Source organism: Azospirillum sp. B2RO_4 (assembly GCF_051124815.1).
Taxonomy (GTDB): domain Bacteria; phylum Pseudomonadota; class Alphaproteobacteria; order Azospirillales; family Azospirillaceae; genus Azospirillum.
In genome coordinates this window covers 587,687-604,267 of record NZ_CP118486.1, presented here as the reverse complement: position 1 = coordinate 604,267, position 16,581 = coordinate 587,687, and the positions used below count along the sequence as shown (strand labels likewise).

Annotated in this window: 13 protein-coding genes; 2 read left to right on the top strand and 11 right to left on the bottom strand. The window is 66.1% G+C overall.

The features are described 5' to 3' along the window. Window positions 1-102 precede the first annotated feature (102 nt). The 7 genes from nosZ to PWS46_RS16675 all read right to left on the bottom strand — a co-directional run bounded on the left by nosZ (window position 103) and on the right by PWS46_RS16675 (window position 10,142). The gene (gene nosZ / locus PWS46_RS16705) at window positions 103-2,052 is read right to left on the bottom strand and encodes a TAT-dependent nitrous-oxide reductase (protein WP_434620466.1); all 1,950 of its coding nucleotides are present in this window, start codon (window positions 2,050-2,052) and stop codon (window positions 103-105) included. An 84-nt stretch (window positions 2,053-2,136) separates the two neighbouring features. Next, entirely contained in the window at window positions 2,137-4,488 is a 2,352-nt protein-coding gene (locus PWS46_RS16700) for a 4Fe-4S binding protein (protein ID WP_434620463.1), read from the bottom strand. A 294-nt stretch (window positions 4,489-4,782) separates the two neighbouring features. Then, a complete protein-coding gene (locus PWS46_RS16695) occupies window positions 4,783-5,658 on the bottom strand; it encodes a ParB/RepB/Spo0J family partition protein (protein ID WP_434620460.1) in 876 nt (291 codons plus the stop codon). Next, window positions 5,648-6,646, bottom strand: coding sequence for an AAA family ATPase (locus PWS46_RS16690; protein ID WP_434620457.1), 999 nt, complete (start codon window positions 6,644-6,646; stop codon window positions 5,648-5,650). The genes PWS46_RS16695 and PWS46_RS16690 overlap by 11 nt, the downstream gene beginning before the upstream one ends. A 784-nt stretch (window positions 6,647-7,430) precedes the next feature. Next, entirely contained in the window at window positions 7,431-8,546 is a 1,116-nt protein-coding gene (locus PWS46_RS16685; protein ID WP_434620454.1) for a tetratricopeptide repeat protein, read from the bottom strand. A gap of 36 nt (window positions 8,547-8,582) precedes the next feature. After that, window positions 8,583-9,770 (bottom strand): hypothetical protein, encoded by a 1,188-nt coding sequence (locus PWS46_RS16680; RefSeq protein WP_434620451.1) that lies wholly within the window; start codon window positions 9,768-9,770, stop codon window positions 8,583-8,585. 15 nt (window positions 9,771-9,785) lie between these two features. Further along, entirely contained in the window at window positions 9,786-10,142 is a 357-nt protein-coding gene (locus PWS46_RS16675) for a hypothetical protein (protein ID WP_434620448.1), read from the bottom strand. 617 nt (window positions 10,143-10,759) lie between these two features. Here PWS46_RS16675 and PWS46_RS16670 point away from each other — a divergent pair. Together PWS46_RS16670 and PWS46_RS16665 are read left to right on the top strand one after the other, a co-directional pair. Next, complete coding sequence (locus PWS46_RS16670; protein ID WP_434620445.1) at window positions 10,760-11,149, top strand: DUF4280 domain-containing protein; 390 nt, start codon at window positions 10,760-10,762, stop codon at window positions 11,147-11,149. Window positions 11,150-11,154: 5 nt separating this feature from the next. Then, on the top strand, window positions 11,155-12,030 hold the full coding sequence (locus PWS46_RS16665; RefSeq protein ID WP_434620442.1) for a transglycosylase SLT domain-containing protein: 876 nt from the start codon (window positions 11,155-11,157) through the stop codon (window positions 12,028-12,030). A 30-nt stretch (window positions 12,031-12,060) separates the two neighbouring features. Here PWS46_RS16665 and PWS46_RS16660 read toward each other — a convergent pair whose 3' ends face one another. Genes PWS46_RS16660 through PWS46_RS16645 form a run of 4 tightly spaced genes read right to left on the bottom strand, consistent with a single transcriptional unit; the run spans window position 12,061 to window position 16,534 of the window. Continuing rightward, window positions 12,061-12,897 (bottom strand): SPOR domain-containing protein, encoded by an 837-nt coding sequence (locus tag PWS46_RS16660; RefSeq protein ID WP_434620439.1) that lies wholly within the window; start codon window positions 12,895-12,897, stop codon window positions 12,061-12,063. Window positions 12,898-12,914: 17 nt separating this feature from the next. Beyond that, on the bottom strand, window positions 12,915-13,751 hold the full coding sequence (locus PWS46_RS16655) for a hypothetical protein (protein WP_434620436.1): 837 nt from the start codon (window positions 13,749-13,751) through the stop codon (window positions 12,915-12,917). A 35-nt stretch (window positions 13,752-13,786) separates the two neighbouring features. Next, window positions 13,787-15,781 carry a hypothetical protein gene (locus PWS46_RS16650; protein ID WP_434620433.1) on the bottom strand — a complete coding sequence of 665 codons (1,995 nt, stop codon included), beginning with the start codon at window positions 15,779-15,781 and terminating at the stop codon, window positions 13,787-13,789. A 9-nt stretch (window positions 15,782-15,790) separates the two neighbouring features. Continuing rightward, window positions 15,791-16,534: a hypothetical protein gene (locus tag PWS46_RS16645; protein ID WP_434620431.1), complete on the bottom strand. Its 744-nt coding sequence runs from the start codon at window positions 16,532-16,534 to the stop codon at window positions 15,791-15,793. Between the last annotated feature and the right edge of the window lie 47 nt (window positions 16,535-16,581).

The window sequence follows — 16,581 nt, the reverse complement described above, 5'->3', positions numbered from 1 at the left end:
GGGACGCGTGGCAGGACCTTTGGAAAATTCACGCGGTGGATCCCCCTCACCCCGACCCTCTCCCCGGGGGGGAGAGGGAGAGAGCCGTGGGAGGAAAGGCGATCAGGTCGCGGTCGGCTCCACGATCATGCGGCCGGCCATTTCCATGTGCAGGGCGTGGCAGAACCACTGGCAATAGTACCAGTGCACGCCCGGACGGTCGGCGGTGAAGGTGACCGAGGCTGTGGCCTGCGGGCCGACCTCCATGCAGACGCCATGGTTGGTGATGCTGAAGCCGTGGGTCAGGTCGTCGATGTCGTCCATGTTGGTCACATAGACGGTCACTTCGTCGCCTTGGCGGACCGTGAACTCCTCCAGCCCGAAGGCCGGGGCGCGCTGCCACATGTAGACGCGGACCTTGTTGCCGTCGCGGATGACCTTGGTGTCGTCCTCCAGCACCACGCCGTCCTTCTTGGCCTGCTGGCGCGCCTCTTCCCACATCGGGTCGTTGCGGTCGTAGACCGAGCGCGGGTTCACCTTGGAGCGGTGGACGATCAGCGTGTCGTGCGGCTCGGCGAAGGTCGGGCCGTCATGCACCACCTTCATCTCGTCGCCGGAGATGTCGATCAGCTGGTCGTTCTCCGGCTTCAGCGGGCCGACGTTGAGGAAGCGGTCCTTGGAGAACTTGTTCAGCGACACCAGCCACTTGCCGTCGGCCTCCTTGGTCTCGCCCATCGAGGTGTGGTTGTGGCCGGGCTGGTACTGGACGTCCAGTTTCTGGATGATCGGGTCGACCTTCTCGCCCTTGTAGGCGCGCCGCGCCTTGTCGATGTTCCACTTCACCAGCTGGCTGTCGAGGAACAGGGTGGTGTAGGCGTTGCCGCGGCCGTCATAGGCGGTGTGGAGCGGGCCGAGGCCCAACTGCGGCTCGGCGACGACGACGTCGCGCGGCTTGATCTTGTCGTCGAACAGGTCGTCGAACAGGCGGACGTCGAACACGGTGACGGTCGGCGACAGCTTGCCGTTCACGGTGACGTGGATGCCGTCGGGGGCGGCGTTGATGCCGTGCGGGTTGGCCGGCACCGGGATGTAGCGGGTGTAGGGGCTGCCGTGGCGGCCGTCGACCACCGGCACGCCGTTGACCGTCTCGATCTTGCCGGCCTTCACCGCCTCTTCGATGCGCTTCAGGTTGAAGACGACGATCCAGTCCTGCTCGGCGCTGGTCATCTCCGCCGCGGTGACGCCCTCTTCGGAATCGTAGCAGGTGGAGAAGGCGTATTTGCCCTGATAGTCGGCGTCGGTGTTGTCGAGGTTGCCGTCGACCCAGACCTGCCACGCGATCTTCATCGTGTCGCCGTCGATGGCGGTGAAGTGCGACTTGTACTTCTTCGGGTTGGTCAGGTCACGGCCGTCGTTCGGGGTCGGCACGCGCTGTTCGCCGTTGGCGAAGACATAGCCGGTGCGCGGGTAACGCTGCGGGCGCAGACCGTGGATGGCGGCGGCGTTGGGGATCTCGACGATGGTGTCGGTCTTCATGATGTCGCAACGGATGCGCGCGACACGGGTGTTGGCCTTGTCGTTGACGAAGATGTAACGGCCGTCATAGGTGCCGTCGGTGAAGGACATGTGCGGGTGGTGGAGGTCGCCGTTCAGATAGATGCCGCCGCGCGATGCGAGGAACTTCTTGGTTTCCGGCAGCATATGCTCGGTCAGGATCTTCCGGCTTTCGTTCGTCATGCCCCAGCCGGTGGCGGAGCAGCGGTTGAACACCGGAATGCGCATCAGCTCGCGCATCGACGGCAGGCCGAGGATACGGAGTTCGCCGGAATGCCCGCCGGAATGGAAGGCGTAATATTCGTCGAGATCGCCCGGCTTCACCTCGGCGGTCTGGTGGCCGGCCTGCGGGGTCGCCGCCAGCGCCGAGGAGGCGCCGAAGAGCGCGCTGCCCGCGATGCCGCCGGCGGAGGCGCCGCCGACGGCACCGGTCAGGCCGGCGAGCGCCGCCGCCTTCGCCGTTCCGCCCAGAAGCGCACGGCGGTTGACGCCTGCCGTATTGTTCGTCTCGTTCGACATGGTCTGCTCCTTCGCTGACCCCGCTTTGGGGCTTTCAAGGACCCGTTGTGGCCGGATCCGGTTATGGGGATGAGGGGAGGACGGTCAGGACTGGTGCGGCCGGAGCGTCAGCCGGCCGGTGGCCGGATCGGCGGTGGGCACCGTGCTGCGGGCAGCGGCGGTGGCATGGGTGGCGGCTTCCTTTTCAGCCGCCAGCCGGGCCTCGGCGGCCTGCCACTTCTCGCGCTTCTGCCGCTTCTGGATCATGACCGGGCATTTGTGGTCGTGGTGGTAGAGCATCTGGCAGTGCAGGCACTGGATGCATTCGTTGGGGTTGATCGAGCCGTCGGGGTGGATGGCCTGGACCGGGCATTCGTTGCCGCAGCGCTGGCACGGGCTGCCGCAGTCCTTGTAGCGGCGCAGCCAGTCGAACATCCGCAGCCGGCCGGGGATCGCCAGCGCCGCGCCCAGCGGGCAGAGATAGCGGCAGAAGAAGCGTTCGATGAACAGGCCGGCCGCCAGCAGCGCCACGGCGAAGGCGACGAACCACCAGTCGCGGACGAAATGCAGGATGATGGCGGTCTTGAACGGCTCGATCTCCGCCGCCTTCTCCGCCGTGCCCAGCGATTGCAGCGACAGGCCGAACAGCATCAGGAAGATGATGTATTTGATCGGCCACAGGCGCTGGTGCAGGCCGAACGGCACGGTGATCTGGCGGATGCCGATCCGCTTTGCCGCCTTCGACAGCAGTTCCTGCAGCGAGCCGAACGGGCAGAGCCAGCCGCAGAAGGCGCCCCGGCCCCAGAACAGCAGCGACGCCGCCACCGAGAACCACAGGATGAACACCAGCGGGTCCATCATGAAATAGTCCCAGCGGAAATCGGTGCGCAACGCGTTGGCGAAGGTCAGGACATTGACCACCGACAGCTGGGCCGTGGCGTACCAGCCGAGCCAGACCAGGGTGAAGACCAGATAGGCCGTCCGCACCCGCTCATACGGCTTCGGGCGTTTGGTCAGCTGGTCCTGGAAGAAGAAGATGCCGGTCAGCAGCAGGATGGCGACGGACAGGACGGCGACATCGACCTTGCGGTTCTGCCAGATGCGCTGCCACAGCGGCGTTTCGGCGGCTTCCTCCGCCTCCGCCGCACCGGCGGCCTGGATGGCGGCGCTGTGGCTGGCGGATTGGGCTTTGGCCTGGGTTGCGGCCGGGGCGGCGGGCGTTTCGGTCTTCAGGTATTTGTCGGGCGGCTGATAGCCGAGGTCGAAGGTGACGAACACCTTGTCGAGCGCGGCGACGGCGCGCTGGACCAGCAGCTGGAGGCGCCAGGAGTCGGCCGGGTTGAACTCCGCGTTCTGCGGCAGGACGAACAGGCCGATTTCCGGGAAGTCGGGAGCGCCGGCGGCGGCGATGGCGCCCATGCGCTTGTGCATCTTGTCGCGGAAGCGGACCGAGCCCTCGTGCTGCACCAGTTCAATGCGGTCGAAGATGCCGCCGCGGACATAGCCCGACCCCTTGAAGGAATAGCGCCCCTGCCCCGCCACCAGGATCGCCTGCTGGCCCGGCTTCAGCCGCTTGGTCAGGGTTTCGTATTCGGCGTCGCCCAGCAGCGAGCGGCCGATGGTGGGGATGCTGACCAGGGCGGCATAGAGGTCGATGAAGGTGTCGTCGGGGCTGCCGGCCTCGGCGCGGGCGATGGCCTCCGCCTTGCCGGTCTTCTCGAAGGCGGCGTTCACCTCCCCCACCGACAGGGTCAGGCGACGCACCGATCCGTCGCCGATCAGGGTCGCCCAGTCCTCCGCCCCGGTCTTCGACAGGTCGATGGTGCGGGTCACCGCCGGTTCGGACTCTGCCCCGCCCTGCCCTGCCCCCAGCGCCTGCATCACCTTCTTGCCGGAGCGGATGATGGAATCGCCGATGACCATCACCGTCACCGTCGCCCCCGACACGATGTCGACCGGCGGGCTGGACGCGCTCTGGGTGGCCAGCGTCAGCACGTTCTTGCCGACATAGCCGTTGATGAAGCCGTTGATGCGGGCCGGTGGGATGCCGATCAGCACGATGGGCTCGTGATGGTCCATCAGCCGGGCGCCGGTCACCGTGCCGTCCGCCGCCAGCCCGACCACCACGTCGATCGGCCGGCCGGAATAGCCGGTGGTGTTGACGAAGTCCGACGTCAGATAGGCATGACCGACCAGCGCATCGCCCTTGTAGACCGGGACGGTGGGGGCGTTGGCGGATGGAGACTTGGCGGTCGGTTGGCCGAAACGGTCGGCGCCGGGGACGAGATCGGAAGGTTGCAGCTTCGCCAGATAGGGCAGCAGCCGGCCGCTGTCGGCGGCCTCGGCCGCGGCGATGCCGGTCAGCAGCAGCAGTGCGGCGACCAGGGCCGATCCAAGGGCCGATCCAAGGGCCGATCCCACCCAACGTTGCAAGCGCGTGAACCTCACGACGGCCATCCTCCGGCTTTCGCCCCCTGGGCTACTGTGTTCCGGGGGTATGAAAGCGCGGGGCGACGGGGGAGTTCTTGACCGCGGTCAAGCGCCCGACGGATCGGCGGTCGAATTGCGCCAGATCAGCAACTATTGGGGGAGGGGGATCGGCGGTGTGGCACTGGCAGGGCGACACCGTGAGGGGGAGGGTAGGGCGACGGGCAGGCCTGCGCAGGGTAGAAGGTGGCGATGGCCGGCGCCTGTTTTTCTGCCGGTCGGATTCCGACCACCTTTCACGCGGTGGTCGGATTCCGACCGGTCTTACTGTCCGGCGCCGGCCAGGATGGCGTCGATTGCGCTGCGCATGTCGGCCAGCGCCTGCCGGTCGGTGTCGGACAGCGGCTGCGGCTTGGCCTGAAGTTCCTGCAGGGCGTCGCGGGCCTGGAAGACCGGCTTGGAGACGCGCTTGGGCAGGGCGCTGAAGGCGATGCCGGCGGGGGCGCTGACCGGCTCGCGCTTTGGCTGGGCGGCGGCCGGGGAGGGCTGGGAACCGGCCTCGGCGCGCTTCAGCTTTTCCCAGGCGCGCAGCTGTTCGTCCTGGTCGTCGATGGCGGCCAGCGCCTCCAGCTTCGCCTTGGTCGGGCGGAGCTGGGGATACTCCTCACGGATCGCCGGGGCCAGACGCCGGAAGGACAGCATCATGGTGACGTAGGTCTTCTTGCGGCCCAGCGCCTCGGCGAGCTGGCGGTGGGAATAACCGTGCCGTTCGGCCAGCCGGGCCAGCGCGTCGGATTCCTCCAGCGGGTTCAGGTCGCTGCGCTGGAGGTTCTCGACGATGGCGATCTCCTCGTCGTCGTCGCCGGTGAACAGGATGCCGAAAATGGTCTCCCGTCCCAGCAGCCGCATTGCCCGCAGCCGCCGCTCGCCATAGACCAGCTGCCAGCTGTCGTCGGCGGTCTGGCGCACGCCGATCGGTTGCTGCAACCCGTGACGCTCGATGGAGGCGGCGAGGCCGCGCAGCTCCTCCTCGTCGAACTCGCGGCGCGGCTGGTTCGGGTTGGGGGCGATGCGGTCGACCGGCACCTCCACCAGATGCGGGGCGTGGCGGCTGAGGCCGAACAGCGCGTCCTTCATCCTTGCGGCTGCGGTGGCGCTCTGCGCCGGCTTGGTTGCCTTGCCGAGAAGACTACGCGACACGGTCGACCTCCTTGATGCGGGCGGTGCGTTCCTCGACCAGCGCGGCGGCGACGTCGCGATAGACGGCGGCGCCGGCCACGTCCGGCATCGCTTCCACCGCCGCGCGGCCGACCGAGGTCGCCTGGGCATAGACCGACGCCTTCGGCACCGGATCGAACACCCGCAGATGCGGGCCGTACTGTTCCTGGATCTGCTCCAGAACCTCGCGGTCGTTGCGCTCCCGCTGCTTGAAGATGGTCGGCACGATGCCGAGCACCCCAAGGGCGGTGTTCATCCGCCGGCGGATCTTCGCGACGTTTTCCAGCAGGAAGGCCATGCCGAGCAAGCTGAACTTCTCGGTCTGGCAGGGGATGATTGCGGTGTGGGCGGCGACCATGGCGTTCTTGGTCAATTCGCCGATGTTGGGCGGCGTGTCGATGACGATGAAGTCGAAGCTGCGCTTCGCCGCGGCGATCTTCTCCTTCATGATGAAGTCGCCGCCGGCTTCCTTGCCCAACTCCACCTCCGTCTCGGCGAGGCGGATGGAGGAGGGGGCGACGCGCAGGCCGCTTTCCGGCACGGTGACCAGGATGTCGTCCAGGTCCAGGTCGCCATGCATGACGTAGTAGAGGGTCTTGCCCTCCGTCTCCATCGTGTAGGAATCGATGCCGAGATGCTGGGTGGCGTTGGCCTGCGGATCGCAGTCGATCAGCATGGTGGAATAGCCCTTCATGGCCAGCGCCGAGGCGATGTTCACCGCCGACACCGTCTTGGCGCAGCCGCCCTTCTGGTTCGCCACGACGACGACCAGGGCAGGGCCGCCCAGCCGCTCCGGCTCCGGCCCATTGATTTCGCGGGTCATCAGCGCATCGACGGCCGCCGGGATGCGTTCGGCGTCGTTTTCCCAGCGGCTGATCTTCTGCTTGTCATAGCGGCGCTGTAGCCGTTCGTTCAGCCAGACGGCGAATTCGGACTGCGACAGTCCTTTCGCTTCCCGTTGGGTCCGCAACTCCTCGCCCTTCACCGTCCCCTCCCCAGCATGAACAGGGCGGGAGGGTAGGGGTAGATGCTACAATGGTCAAGGAAACCGTGGCGGCAGATGTCCGCCTGCGCCTGCCCACCTGCGCGCAGGCATCGCATCCAACGGATTGCGGTGGCGCCGCACGGGGGGCGGGCGGGTTCGCATTTGAATTTTGTGGTACGGTTAGATAGTCTCACGAACACAACCGAAGCGATGTCATGTTGACGATCCCTGCTGCGGATGTCGATCCCGATAGGCGGTTCAGGGTTGTGCGACGCCATTTTCCGGGGGGAGGAAATCGCAGGAATTGCAGACCTGTAAGGATCGAAGCGGGTTCTTCGAAAATCGGCGGGGCGTGGCGGGCTTGCCGCCCCTACGTGATCGGACCAGGCTGACGTGCTATTGTAGACGGTTTTGGACAGGAGCGAAGGGCCAGCGATGAACCCTCAAGCAACAGGTCCCGGCCGATGCCATCCGGCGAGCCGCCGCAGGCAAGGCGGACCCCGATGATGCCCGCGGCGCCTGGCGCAGGGGGACTATCTGCATCGGCCCTGGCATTCCTGCGATGGGGGTGGTGGACCGCCTTGGGTTTCCTGGGGGCCGTTCTGATTGGATTTCCGCTGGTCATCCTGGCCGGGGCCTATTCGGCGGCGGATGCGGCCGTTGGGGAGGCGATCTGGAACTTCGCCAAGCGCCCGTGGAACTGGTGCCGCAGGCGCGCCGCCGGCAAGGCGGGGCGCCGACGCTCCTGACGGCAGCGGTCGATCCGGCGTCAGCCCTTGCTCAGCATCATCCCGGCAACGCGGGCCGCGGCACTGTCGGGTGCGATTTCGATGACGGCTTTCAGATGTACCTGGCTTCGTGCGCGGTCGTTCAGCTCAAGCTCACAGAGGTTGGCAAGTTCAAAATGCCCCTGGTAGTGGAACGGATTGACATCGAGAAGCTGTTCCAATGTCTTGACCGCGGAATCGATCTGCCCCAGCCGCGACAGCACGCGCGCCTTGTAATACAGCAGATCGGGGTTGTTCGGTGCATGTTGCAAGCCGGCCCTGGCCCAATGCAGAAGCCGCTGCGGGTCGTCGGCCTGAAAGGCCAGGCTGCACAGGCCAACATAAGCCTGCACCCGCTGAGGGTCGGCGTCCAACGCTTTCCGATAGCAGTTCTCCGCGGAGCCGGGGGCATCGGTACGGGAGAGCAGGGCGCCCAGGCCGACAAGAGCATCATAATGCTGGGGATTGCGGGCAAGGGCGCGTTTGAACAGGTCGCGTGCCTGATCGAACTTGTCTTGAAAGGCAAGAATGCCGCCGGCCGTGGCAAGGACGTCGGGCTGGTCGGTAAAGCGGATGGCAGCCTCTTCCGCTATGGCAGCGGCCTCCTCCGCACGTGTCAGTGCCAAAAGGCTGCTGGCATGCAGGATGGAGGCTTCGGGGTAAGATCCGCCCAGTGCGGTCAGTTCCTTTTCCAGTTCAAGGACCTTGTCATACTGGCCGAGTTCGAACTGCAGCCGGGCGATGTGGAGCGGGGTCTGTTCCAGTTCCGGCGCGACCTCCCAGGACGCTTCGAAGGCGGCCAGCGCCTCTTCCTTCTGTTCAAGGAGGAGAAGCAGCATTCCCAGGTTGCTCCAATACAGGCCGTTGCCCTCGTCGAGGTTGACGGCCTGGATCAGCAATGGAAGGGCGGTTTCCGCATCGCCGTCGAGCATCCGCATCATGCCAAGGCGAAAACAGGCCTCGGCGTTTTCAGAATCCAGCTCAAGCGCCCCGAAATAGGCCCGTGCCGCCTCGTCAAACCGCTGTTCGGCCTCTAACCCCCTGCCATAGGCGATATGCGCAGCCGGATCGTTGGGAGCACGGTTCAATTCCGCTTTCAGCTCGGCGAGTGTGGGCATGTTACCGGCTCCTTCCTTCCGTCACGACTGGCAGTGTCAAAACCATTTGGTTGCCCAGCGTGACACGCTCTTGGCTTCATCCCATACTTTTTTGGCGCTGGCCGTTGCCTTGTGCCCCAGATCGGCAGCCTTGCCGGCAAGGTCCTTTACCACGGGAGCAGCCTTCGCCGCAGCTTTGCCGGCAAGCGTCCATGTGGCGTCGACCGCATGGTCGATGATCTTGTCGGAAGCCAGAGAGACGCCGACGCCCACGGCAAAACCCGCCACTCCCCCGATCACGGTACCTGCCCCCGGGAAAATCGCGGTGCCGATGGCCGCCCCGGCCGCCGTTGCCTTCCCGATGATGATCTTGCTGGCTATGCCCTTGGCCACACCCTTGACCGCCGCCTTGGAATAGGCCGAAACCGCACCTTCCTTCACGCCTCCGGGATCGAGGGTACGGTCGGCGAAAGTCTTCGCAACCTCGATACCGGCGCCAAAGAGGCCGGCTTTCCCCATGATTGCTTTTCCCGTTTTGGTCGCCAACGGGTTGTTGAGAAAGGGTGTCCAGAGCTTGTAGCGGCCATGGGCAACGTTGAGCGGGTTGCCTTTCTTCAGCATAAGGTAGCCCGTTTGGGAGTACTTTATGCCCATTTTGTAAAGTTCCCCGGGCATCTTCCACGTGCCGGGCAGGACAAGCTTCATCTTTAGCTTGTTCATGAACTCTTGAGTGAGTGTCTTTTTATTCTTTTTTCCGTCCTGATAGAGGTAACCGGCCATCCCAAGGCCAGTCTCGACAACCTCCTTTATGCCTCCAGAGGCATTTGCATCGACGAGCTTATTGACAGCGCTGAGGGCGAGCTTAACCTTTGAGGGCTTTTGCGCCCCTTTGACGTTGGCAAAGGGACATGGTTCAATCGGTTTTACCTGATTTACCTTAGAAAATGTTGCCCGGGCCTTGTTGTAAATCTGGGTGGCCTTCCTGGTTAAATCGGTCGCCTTTGCCACGACAGAATGCGCAGCCTGCTTTACTGCCTGGACAGCCGCCTGGGCGGGTTTGACGATCTTGCGGTCGATCTCGCCGATCCAGGACGAAACCTTGGCCGCCGCGGCGGCGGGCAGGTTTTTGAGCACCCGGGGGGCCGAAGCCAGCGTGGTAGCGCCCGTCGCCAGCTTTGCTGCCGCGGTCTTGGCTGCCGATGTAGCCGACGACCAGGCTTTCCTGAAAATGCCGCCGAATGCCACCGCCAGCTCCTGCCTTTATTGATTCTCTAAAGTTTCCAGAATCTGGAGTGTCCACTGTTCCAGCCAGTCGGTCTTCGCGGAGAGCGCGGTGCCGGAGTCCTCCAAGACGGTCTGCGCGGCGGGAAAGGCCGTGTCGAAGTCCTCACCCAATATCCAAGCGGTCAGAAAATAGACGGCGAATCCATGCTCCGTGACGATCCCATAGGCGCGCGCCCGGGCCATCTGCCGCTCCGCCGTCGTCAGCAATTCTTCAAAGGGAATGTCGCCGGCATCAGGGTCCGCCTCAATCAGGAAATTAGCGAGACGCTTGCTGAATGCCGCATCGCTGACTTCGCGAAGCCGATCGAATTGCCCGTCACTGATAGTCAGCATTGCGCGCCACTTTCACGTTGAGACTGGAATATCGTGGACTTGTTTAGATGAAGAGAATCCACGGTCTCCGGCCGAAATACTTCAATGTCGCACCAGTTCAGACTCTGTCGGATTTGCGAATAGGACAGCCATGCGCGCCAATTTCCCGGTTCCGGCGACCGGTGATGGTGAGCCGGTCCCTTCGGCCGCGGCGGCAGGTGAAACATACTGGTGGCTCGCCTCGCGCAAGATGTCTTGGATGGCATGGATCCAAACCGGCTGATCCCCCGGCAGCGTTTATCAGACGGGAGAATCCTTCCATCGACACGGGCCGGCAATGGTGACCAAGAGGATAGCAAGCCGAAAGACGATAGTCTATCGAAGATGAAATCAACCTTGCGGACGTATAGCGAAAGCGTTCCTGCACGAAATGCATCAACTACCCCGGCTGTCACACCTCAGTGCGCATTGTTCCTTCGTCGCAGGGCGGGTTGTCACGGCGGCGGAGATGCCGTGAACGGGGCTGCCGTTGAGCTTTCCGGCAAGTGCCATTAGAATGAGCGGCGGCTTCGCACCACCACCGGGTGGGGCGGGTTCGACGCTCTTGTCGGTCACCAGGAAACGGCGCGCACGGTCCCATGCCCATTCAAGTCGTAAACGGCGCCACGCTGATGTGCAGCTTCGGCCTGTCGCCCTCCTCGCTGGTGGTCCTTTCCGTCCATCGCGAGATGGCCGGCAACCAGCCGGCGGCGAACATCCTAGACCACAAGCCGATGGTCAACATCCTGCCGTTCGGCATGTGCACCAGCCTCGCCAACCCGACGGTGGCCTCGGCGACGGCGGCGGCGATGGGCGTGCTGACCCCGATGCCCTGCATCCCCGCCACCCTGTCGCCCTGGGTGCCGGGCGCACCGACGGTGATGCTGGACCATATGCCGGCGCTGGACAACGTGTCGAAGTGCATGTGCAACTGGGGCGGCGTCGTGTCGGTGGTCAATCCGGGCCAGACGTCGACCGTAATTCCATGAACCGGATGGCTAAAAAGCGCTTGGCCTCCATCCTTGCCGCGGCGGCGGTCTGCTGCCTCGCAGGAACGGCGGCGGCGGTGGACGCCGATGCGCAGTTCGACCTTGCCCAGCGTTATGAGACGGGCAGGGACATGCCCACCGATCTCGGCAGGGCCTATGCGCTCTATTGCGGGCTTGCGCGGCAGGGGCATGCGAAGGCCTCGTTCCGGGTCGGCTGGTTCCTTTGGACCGGTCTGGGCGTGCGCCGCGACCCGGTGCGCGGCTTCGACTGGTTCGCCGCCGCCGCGCAAGGAGGGGAGGCCGACGCCCGACGGATGCTGAAGCTCCTGCCGCCCGGCAAGCCCCACCCCCAACCGGTTTGCCGGAGCGAGAGCCGGCGCCGGTCCGCCCCGCCGGTCTTCATTCCCGACACCGCCCGGTTCCGCGAGCTGGCGGCGCGCGGCGCGGTGGCCGATGCCGTGCGCGATCTGGCGCCGCGCTTCTCGCTCGACCCCCGGCTGGTGCTGGCGGTGATCGCGGTGGAGTCGAATTTCGAACCCCGCGCCGAATCGCCGAAGAAGGCGCGCGGCCTGATGCAGCTGATGCCGGAGACCGCCCGCCGTTTCGACGTGGCCGACCCGTTCGATCCGGTCGGCAACCTGATGGGCGGGATGAAGTACCTGCGCTGGCTGCTGGCCTATTTCCAGGGCGACGTCCGCCTGGCGCTGGCCGCCTACAATGCCGGCGAAGGCGCGGTGGAGCGGCATGGCGGCATCCCGCCCTATGCCGAAACCCAGGCCTATGTGCGGCGCGTCGGCATGCTCTATCCGTCCGACCGCCATCCCTTCGACGCCGCCGTCACCGAAGCCTCCAGGCTGGTGCGCACGGCGAGCCGCGACTGACGGCGCGGGCGCCGCGCATATTTGGCCCGCTTATCGGCCGGCGGGCACCGGAATGACCGCGCTGTCCACCCCCAGCAGGCGGTCGAGGCGCTGCGCCCAGACGCGGGCGTCTTCGGCGCGGGCGAAGGGACCGACGCGCAGGCGGCGGTAGCGCTCGCCGCGGATCACCACCTCCTCGTCGCGCAGGGCGAGACGCGACCGTTCCAGCCGTTCCCCCTTCAGCCTATCCCGGATGCGGCGGACGCCGTCGGCATTGCGGAACAGGCCGATCTGCACCACGCGCACCTCGTTCAGCGCGGGAACCGGCGGCAATGCCGTCGCCGCTGCCGCGGCCGAAACCGGCGCCCGCGCGGGGGCCGGCCGCCGCCGCGCGGTATCGATGCGATGCATCTGCTCCTCGGCCAACTGCTGGCCCTGCAGGATCTGTGCGGGCGTCATGCCGTCGGCCAGCGCGTCCAGGTTGGCACGGGCCACGCTGTTGCCGTGCCCGGCCGCCAGGGTGAACCAGGCGTAGGCAAGCAGGCGGCTGGCCTCCACCCCCTCGCCGTTGCGGTACATCAGGCCCAGATTGTTCTGCGCGTCGGCGTTGCCCTGTTCGGCGGCGCGGCGGTACCAAGCCAGCGCCGCCCCGTACAGGCGCGGCTTGCCGCGGCCCTGGTAATACATGGTACCCAGCCAGAACTGCGCATCGGGATGACCGGTGCGGGCCAGCGGTTCCAGCACCTGGGCGGCTTCGTCCGCCTGCCCGGCGCGGAAATCGGCGACGGCGTCGGACACCCGGTCGGCCTTCGCCGGGACGGTCGGCAGCGCCGCCGCCAGCAGCGCCCCGGCCAGCAGGGTTGCCGCCGTCCTCATCCGGATGGCCATGACCGCTCCCCCCGCGATCAGGGCTGTTTGGAGACGGCGGAGCGGCGGAAGCGCATGACGTAGCGCACCGTGCCGTCGCCCGTCTTCTTCTGGAGCTGCACGCGGTCGTTCTCGATGGCGGTGACGGTCAGTCCGGGCTCCAGCTCGTCGCCGACGCTGTAATCCTTGGTCTCGTTCCTGACGTTGATCGTCGCCACCTTGCGGTCGCCGACGCGGCCGACGCCCGACAGCTTGTGGATCCAGGTCAGGTCGATCTCGGCCGACACCTCCTTGGTGGTGGCGTTGAAGGCGAAGCGCTGGAAGGGGTTGCGCTTGTCCAGGCTGGCCACCTGATCGCGCAGGGCCAGGACGCGGTCGTCGGACATCGGTGCCGCGTCGTTGCGCGGGGTGATGGAGAATTCGATGGCGTGGACGGGCGGCGTCTTGGTCGGGTCGTAGGGCCGCACCTGCAGGTCGTTGATGACCAGATTGAGCGATTCCAGCTCCGCCGCGAAGCGCAGGAAGGTCAGGTAGTCGGTGGTGATCTTCAGCAGGAATTTCAGGTCGGTGTCGCGGCTGGGGGTCAGCTCCTTGATGATGACGGTGGTCTTCTGGGCGATTGAGTTGATGCGCTCCAGGAAGGTCGGCAGCGAGCGGATGCCCTCCTGAGGCGCCGCCTCCGCCTTCTTCTGCTTCTTGGCCAGTTCCGTCAGCGCGCGGTTCTCCTCCTCCACCAGACGGTTCAGCTGCAGGGCGTCGGCGATGGCCACGTCGCGCCTGCTGTAGAGGGTGGCATAGCCCAGCAGCATCAACCCGGTGATCAGGTAGAGGGTCGACAGCAGGAAGGCGCGGTGTTTCCTGAGGAAGGCATCCATGGGGGTCTCCGGGTCCTTGTCGTCAGCCGCCGCGCTCAGCGCGCCGATACCGGCGCGTGGGTTTCGATGGCCTCGTTGCGCTCACGCACCTTGATCTGCATGTCGCCGAGCGGTCCGCCGCCGGCGCCGCCGGCCGGGGTGGCGGCCCGCGTCTGGACGCGCTTGTTCTCGTCGTACCAGGCTTCGATGCCGAAACGGATGATCGGGTCGCTTTCCGCCTGATCCAGGCTGGCGCCGTGGAAGCGGATCTCGCGGAAATCGTCCATGAAGCCGACGGTGTCCTTTTCCAGCCGGTCGATGAACTTGGAGATCTCCAGGATATGGCCGACGGTGGAGGGCAGGACCGCGCCTTCCAGCACCAGCTTCTTGCTGACGACGCTGCTGCCGCCGACCGTGCGGGTTTCGGTGGCGAGGAACACGTCGGTCAACCACATCGGCTTGTCCATGTTGCGGCCGATGGCCAGGAACTTCTCGGTCCACAGCACCTTGTCGGTCGGCGCCGCCGCCTGCACCCGCTCGCTGCCGCCGACGGCCCGGCGGATGCGCGCGTTCTCGTCCATCAGCTGCGACACGCGCGCCATGGCGTTGCGGTGGCGGGATTGAAGGTCGTCGTAGCTCTGCCACGCCACCAGCAGCAGAAGCCCGCAGACCAGACCGAACAGCAGGAAATATTGCCGGTCGCTGCTGGGCGCCTCCTCGCCGTCGCCGGCCGGCTGGCCGCGCAGCCGTGCGAGCAGCCCGGCCAGCCCCTGGTTGGCGGCGGGGCGGGAGCGCGAGCCGCGGCGTCCCGGCTGTTTCCTGCGGTCGCCGGGGCGCCCGGCGCCGGCCCGGCTGTCGGCACGCTCCGGCTTCTTGGCGGCGGCCAGACGGTCGCCGTGCAGGCTGTAGCGGGTCTGGCCGATCTGCAGGTCCGATCCGGTGTGCTGCAGCAGGTTGATGCAGTCGCCCGGCGGCTGGCGCTGGAACAGCTCCAGTACGCTGACCGGCGACGGCTCCACCGGCAGCGAGGCCGCCAGGAAATCGGCGAGGCCGTTCACCCGGTCGCAGGCGCCGAACAGTTCCAGCCGCTGCGGCCGGTCGGAGACGCGCTGGGTGTCGAAGAACTCCAGCGTCGCTTCGATGTCGGCCACCATGCGGCGCAGCGCCGGCCCGATCATGCGGTCCATGGCGCTGCGGGTGATCTCGGCATCGTCGCCGAGCGGCTCCAGCGTCATCACCTCGTCCGCCACCGAACGCTCGCCAAGCGCGCGCTGCGCGTCTTCGACGCCGATGCCGGACTCCCGCGCCACCGCCTCCACCAGCGTCATGATGCCGACCGGCAGCACGCGGCTGGTCACCGTGCCGTGCCGCGGGCAGGCCACCACCAACTGGCTGGACTGTCCGCCGACATAGAGCGCGCCATAGGTGGCGCCGCCCAACTCGTGAGCGCGGCGGACCAGGATGTCGGCCACCGGCACCAGCGACCCGACCTTCAGCGCCAGCCGGTCGAGCCGGCCCAGGCAGCCGCCGGCACGCTTGGCGCTGGCGAAGGCGGCGACGCCGTTCTGGCGCGTCTTGCCGCCCTTCTGGCCGAAGGGAGCGAACCCGAAGATGGCGTGCGAGGCGTTCAACTGCTCCGCCCCATAGGCGCGCAGGACGGCGGGGGAGGTCTTCTCGGCGGCGTTGAACTGCTCGCCACGGGTGTCGGTGTAGAAGATGCCGGGATCGTCGGTCAGCACATGCAGCCGGTCGATGGAGACGCGGTTCCGTTCGAACGCCTCGGCAGCGGCGGCGAAGACGGTGTCGAGCCGCTCCTCGCCCGGTGCCGGCGCCTGCTTGGCCGGCGGTTCGCCCGACAAGGCCGTCGGCGCGCCCGGCGAGGCGGGATCGAGCACGAGCGCGCTCCAGCCGATGTCGGAGCAGTGCAGATAGGCGATGCCGGTGCCCGCCGCCGCATCGGCCCCTTTGCGCGACGGAGCGAACAGCCGCCGCGCCGCGGTCAGCAGGCCACCCGTACGGGGCAGGGCAAGGGTCTGGGACGGAGCGGTCATGGCGCCTCGCTAATACGAGAAGGGGAAGTTGCGCTGGATGAATTGGATGCGGGACGTGCCTTCGGCTTGGCCGGTGGCGCAGTTCGCTGTGCTGGGGGAGGCTTTTAGAGTGCCGCCGTCGTCATATTGGTCGACGACACAGAAGCCGACGGTTAGCCGGCCGACGCGATCCGCGATGTTCCGCAGGACGGGGACGTTGCCGACCTCGGTGATGTCTAGATCAAGCCGCACCTGACCGTCGGCAGCTGCGACATTGGTGGAGAGCATGCGCTCATCGACCACGCCGCGGATTGAGAACTGGTACTGATTGGCAGTGTTGGTCAGATTGTTGCCGTTAAGAGCGGTGGTACCGTCGTTGGTGGCGTTGGCGTTCTGCGGGAAATACCAGGTTAATGAACCAGGATTGTCGATGGTCCCGCTTTGCCTAAGTTCGTCGGCCCCATCCAGATAATCTTGGAGTGCGCCGACGATGCTGCCGGTTGATCGGCTGGAAAAGGATGGATGGCTCCCGGTGCCGTCTGTGTCAGTGGTAGGATTGGATTTGCATTCTGCTGCCTGATTGAGTGCAAGCGTCCCGGCCTTCGCACCATTTGCACACAATCCCTGGGCGGCAGCGCGGCTGAGCATGTAGTTCAGGTGGCCGTTCATCGCCCAATAGACGCGGGTCTCGGCCAGCATCGACTCCACCTCTTCGGCTTCGGACACCAGCAGGTGGTTGATCAGTGTGGTGGCGAACAGCATCAGCAGCGCCATGAACACCATCACGGCGACGAGGACCGATCCCCGCTGGCGCTCTCGGG

Coding starts and splice junctions, on each gene's coding strand:
- PWS46_RS16645 (WP_434620431.1), bottom strand. CDS start 16,534: ATGGCGCTGCTGATGCTGTTCGCCACCACACTGATCAACCACCTGCTG.
- PWS46_RS16700 (WP_434620463.1), bottom strand. CDS start 4,488: ATGGCCGTCGTGAGGTTCACGCGCTTGCAACGTTGGGTGGGATCGGCC.
- PWS46_RS16660 (WP_434620439.1), bottom strand. CDS start 12,897: ATGGCCATCCGGATGAGGACGGCGGCAACCCTGCTGGCCGGGGCGCTG.
- PWS46_RS16650 (WP_434620433.1), bottom strand. CDS start 15,781: ATGACCGCTCCGTCCCAGACCCTTGCCCTGCCCCGTACGGGTGGCCTG.
- PWS46_RS16685 (WP_434620454.1), bottom strand. CDS start 8,546: ATGCCCACACTCGCCGAGCTGAAAGCGGAATTGAACCGTGCTCCCAAC.
- PWS46_RS16655 (WP_434620436.1), bottom strand. CDS start 13,751: ATGGATGCCTTCCTCAGGAAACACCGCGCCTTCCTGCTGTCGACCCTC.
- nosZ (WP_434620466.1), bottom strand. CDS start 2,052: ATGTCGAACGAGACGAACAATACGGCAGGCGTCAACCGCCGTGCGCTT.
- PWS46_RS16670 (WP_434620445.1), top strand. CDS start 10,760: ATGCCCATTCAAGTCGTAAACGGCGCCACGCTGATGTGCAGCTTCGGC.
- PWS46_RS16675 (WP_434620448.1), bottom strand. CDS start 10,142: ATGCTGACTATCAGTGACGGGCAATTCGATCGGCTTCGCGAAGTCAGC.
- PWS46_RS16665 (WP_434620442.1), top strand. CDS start 11,155: ATGGCTAAAAAGCGCTTGGCCTCCATCCTTGCCGCGGCGGCGGTCTGC.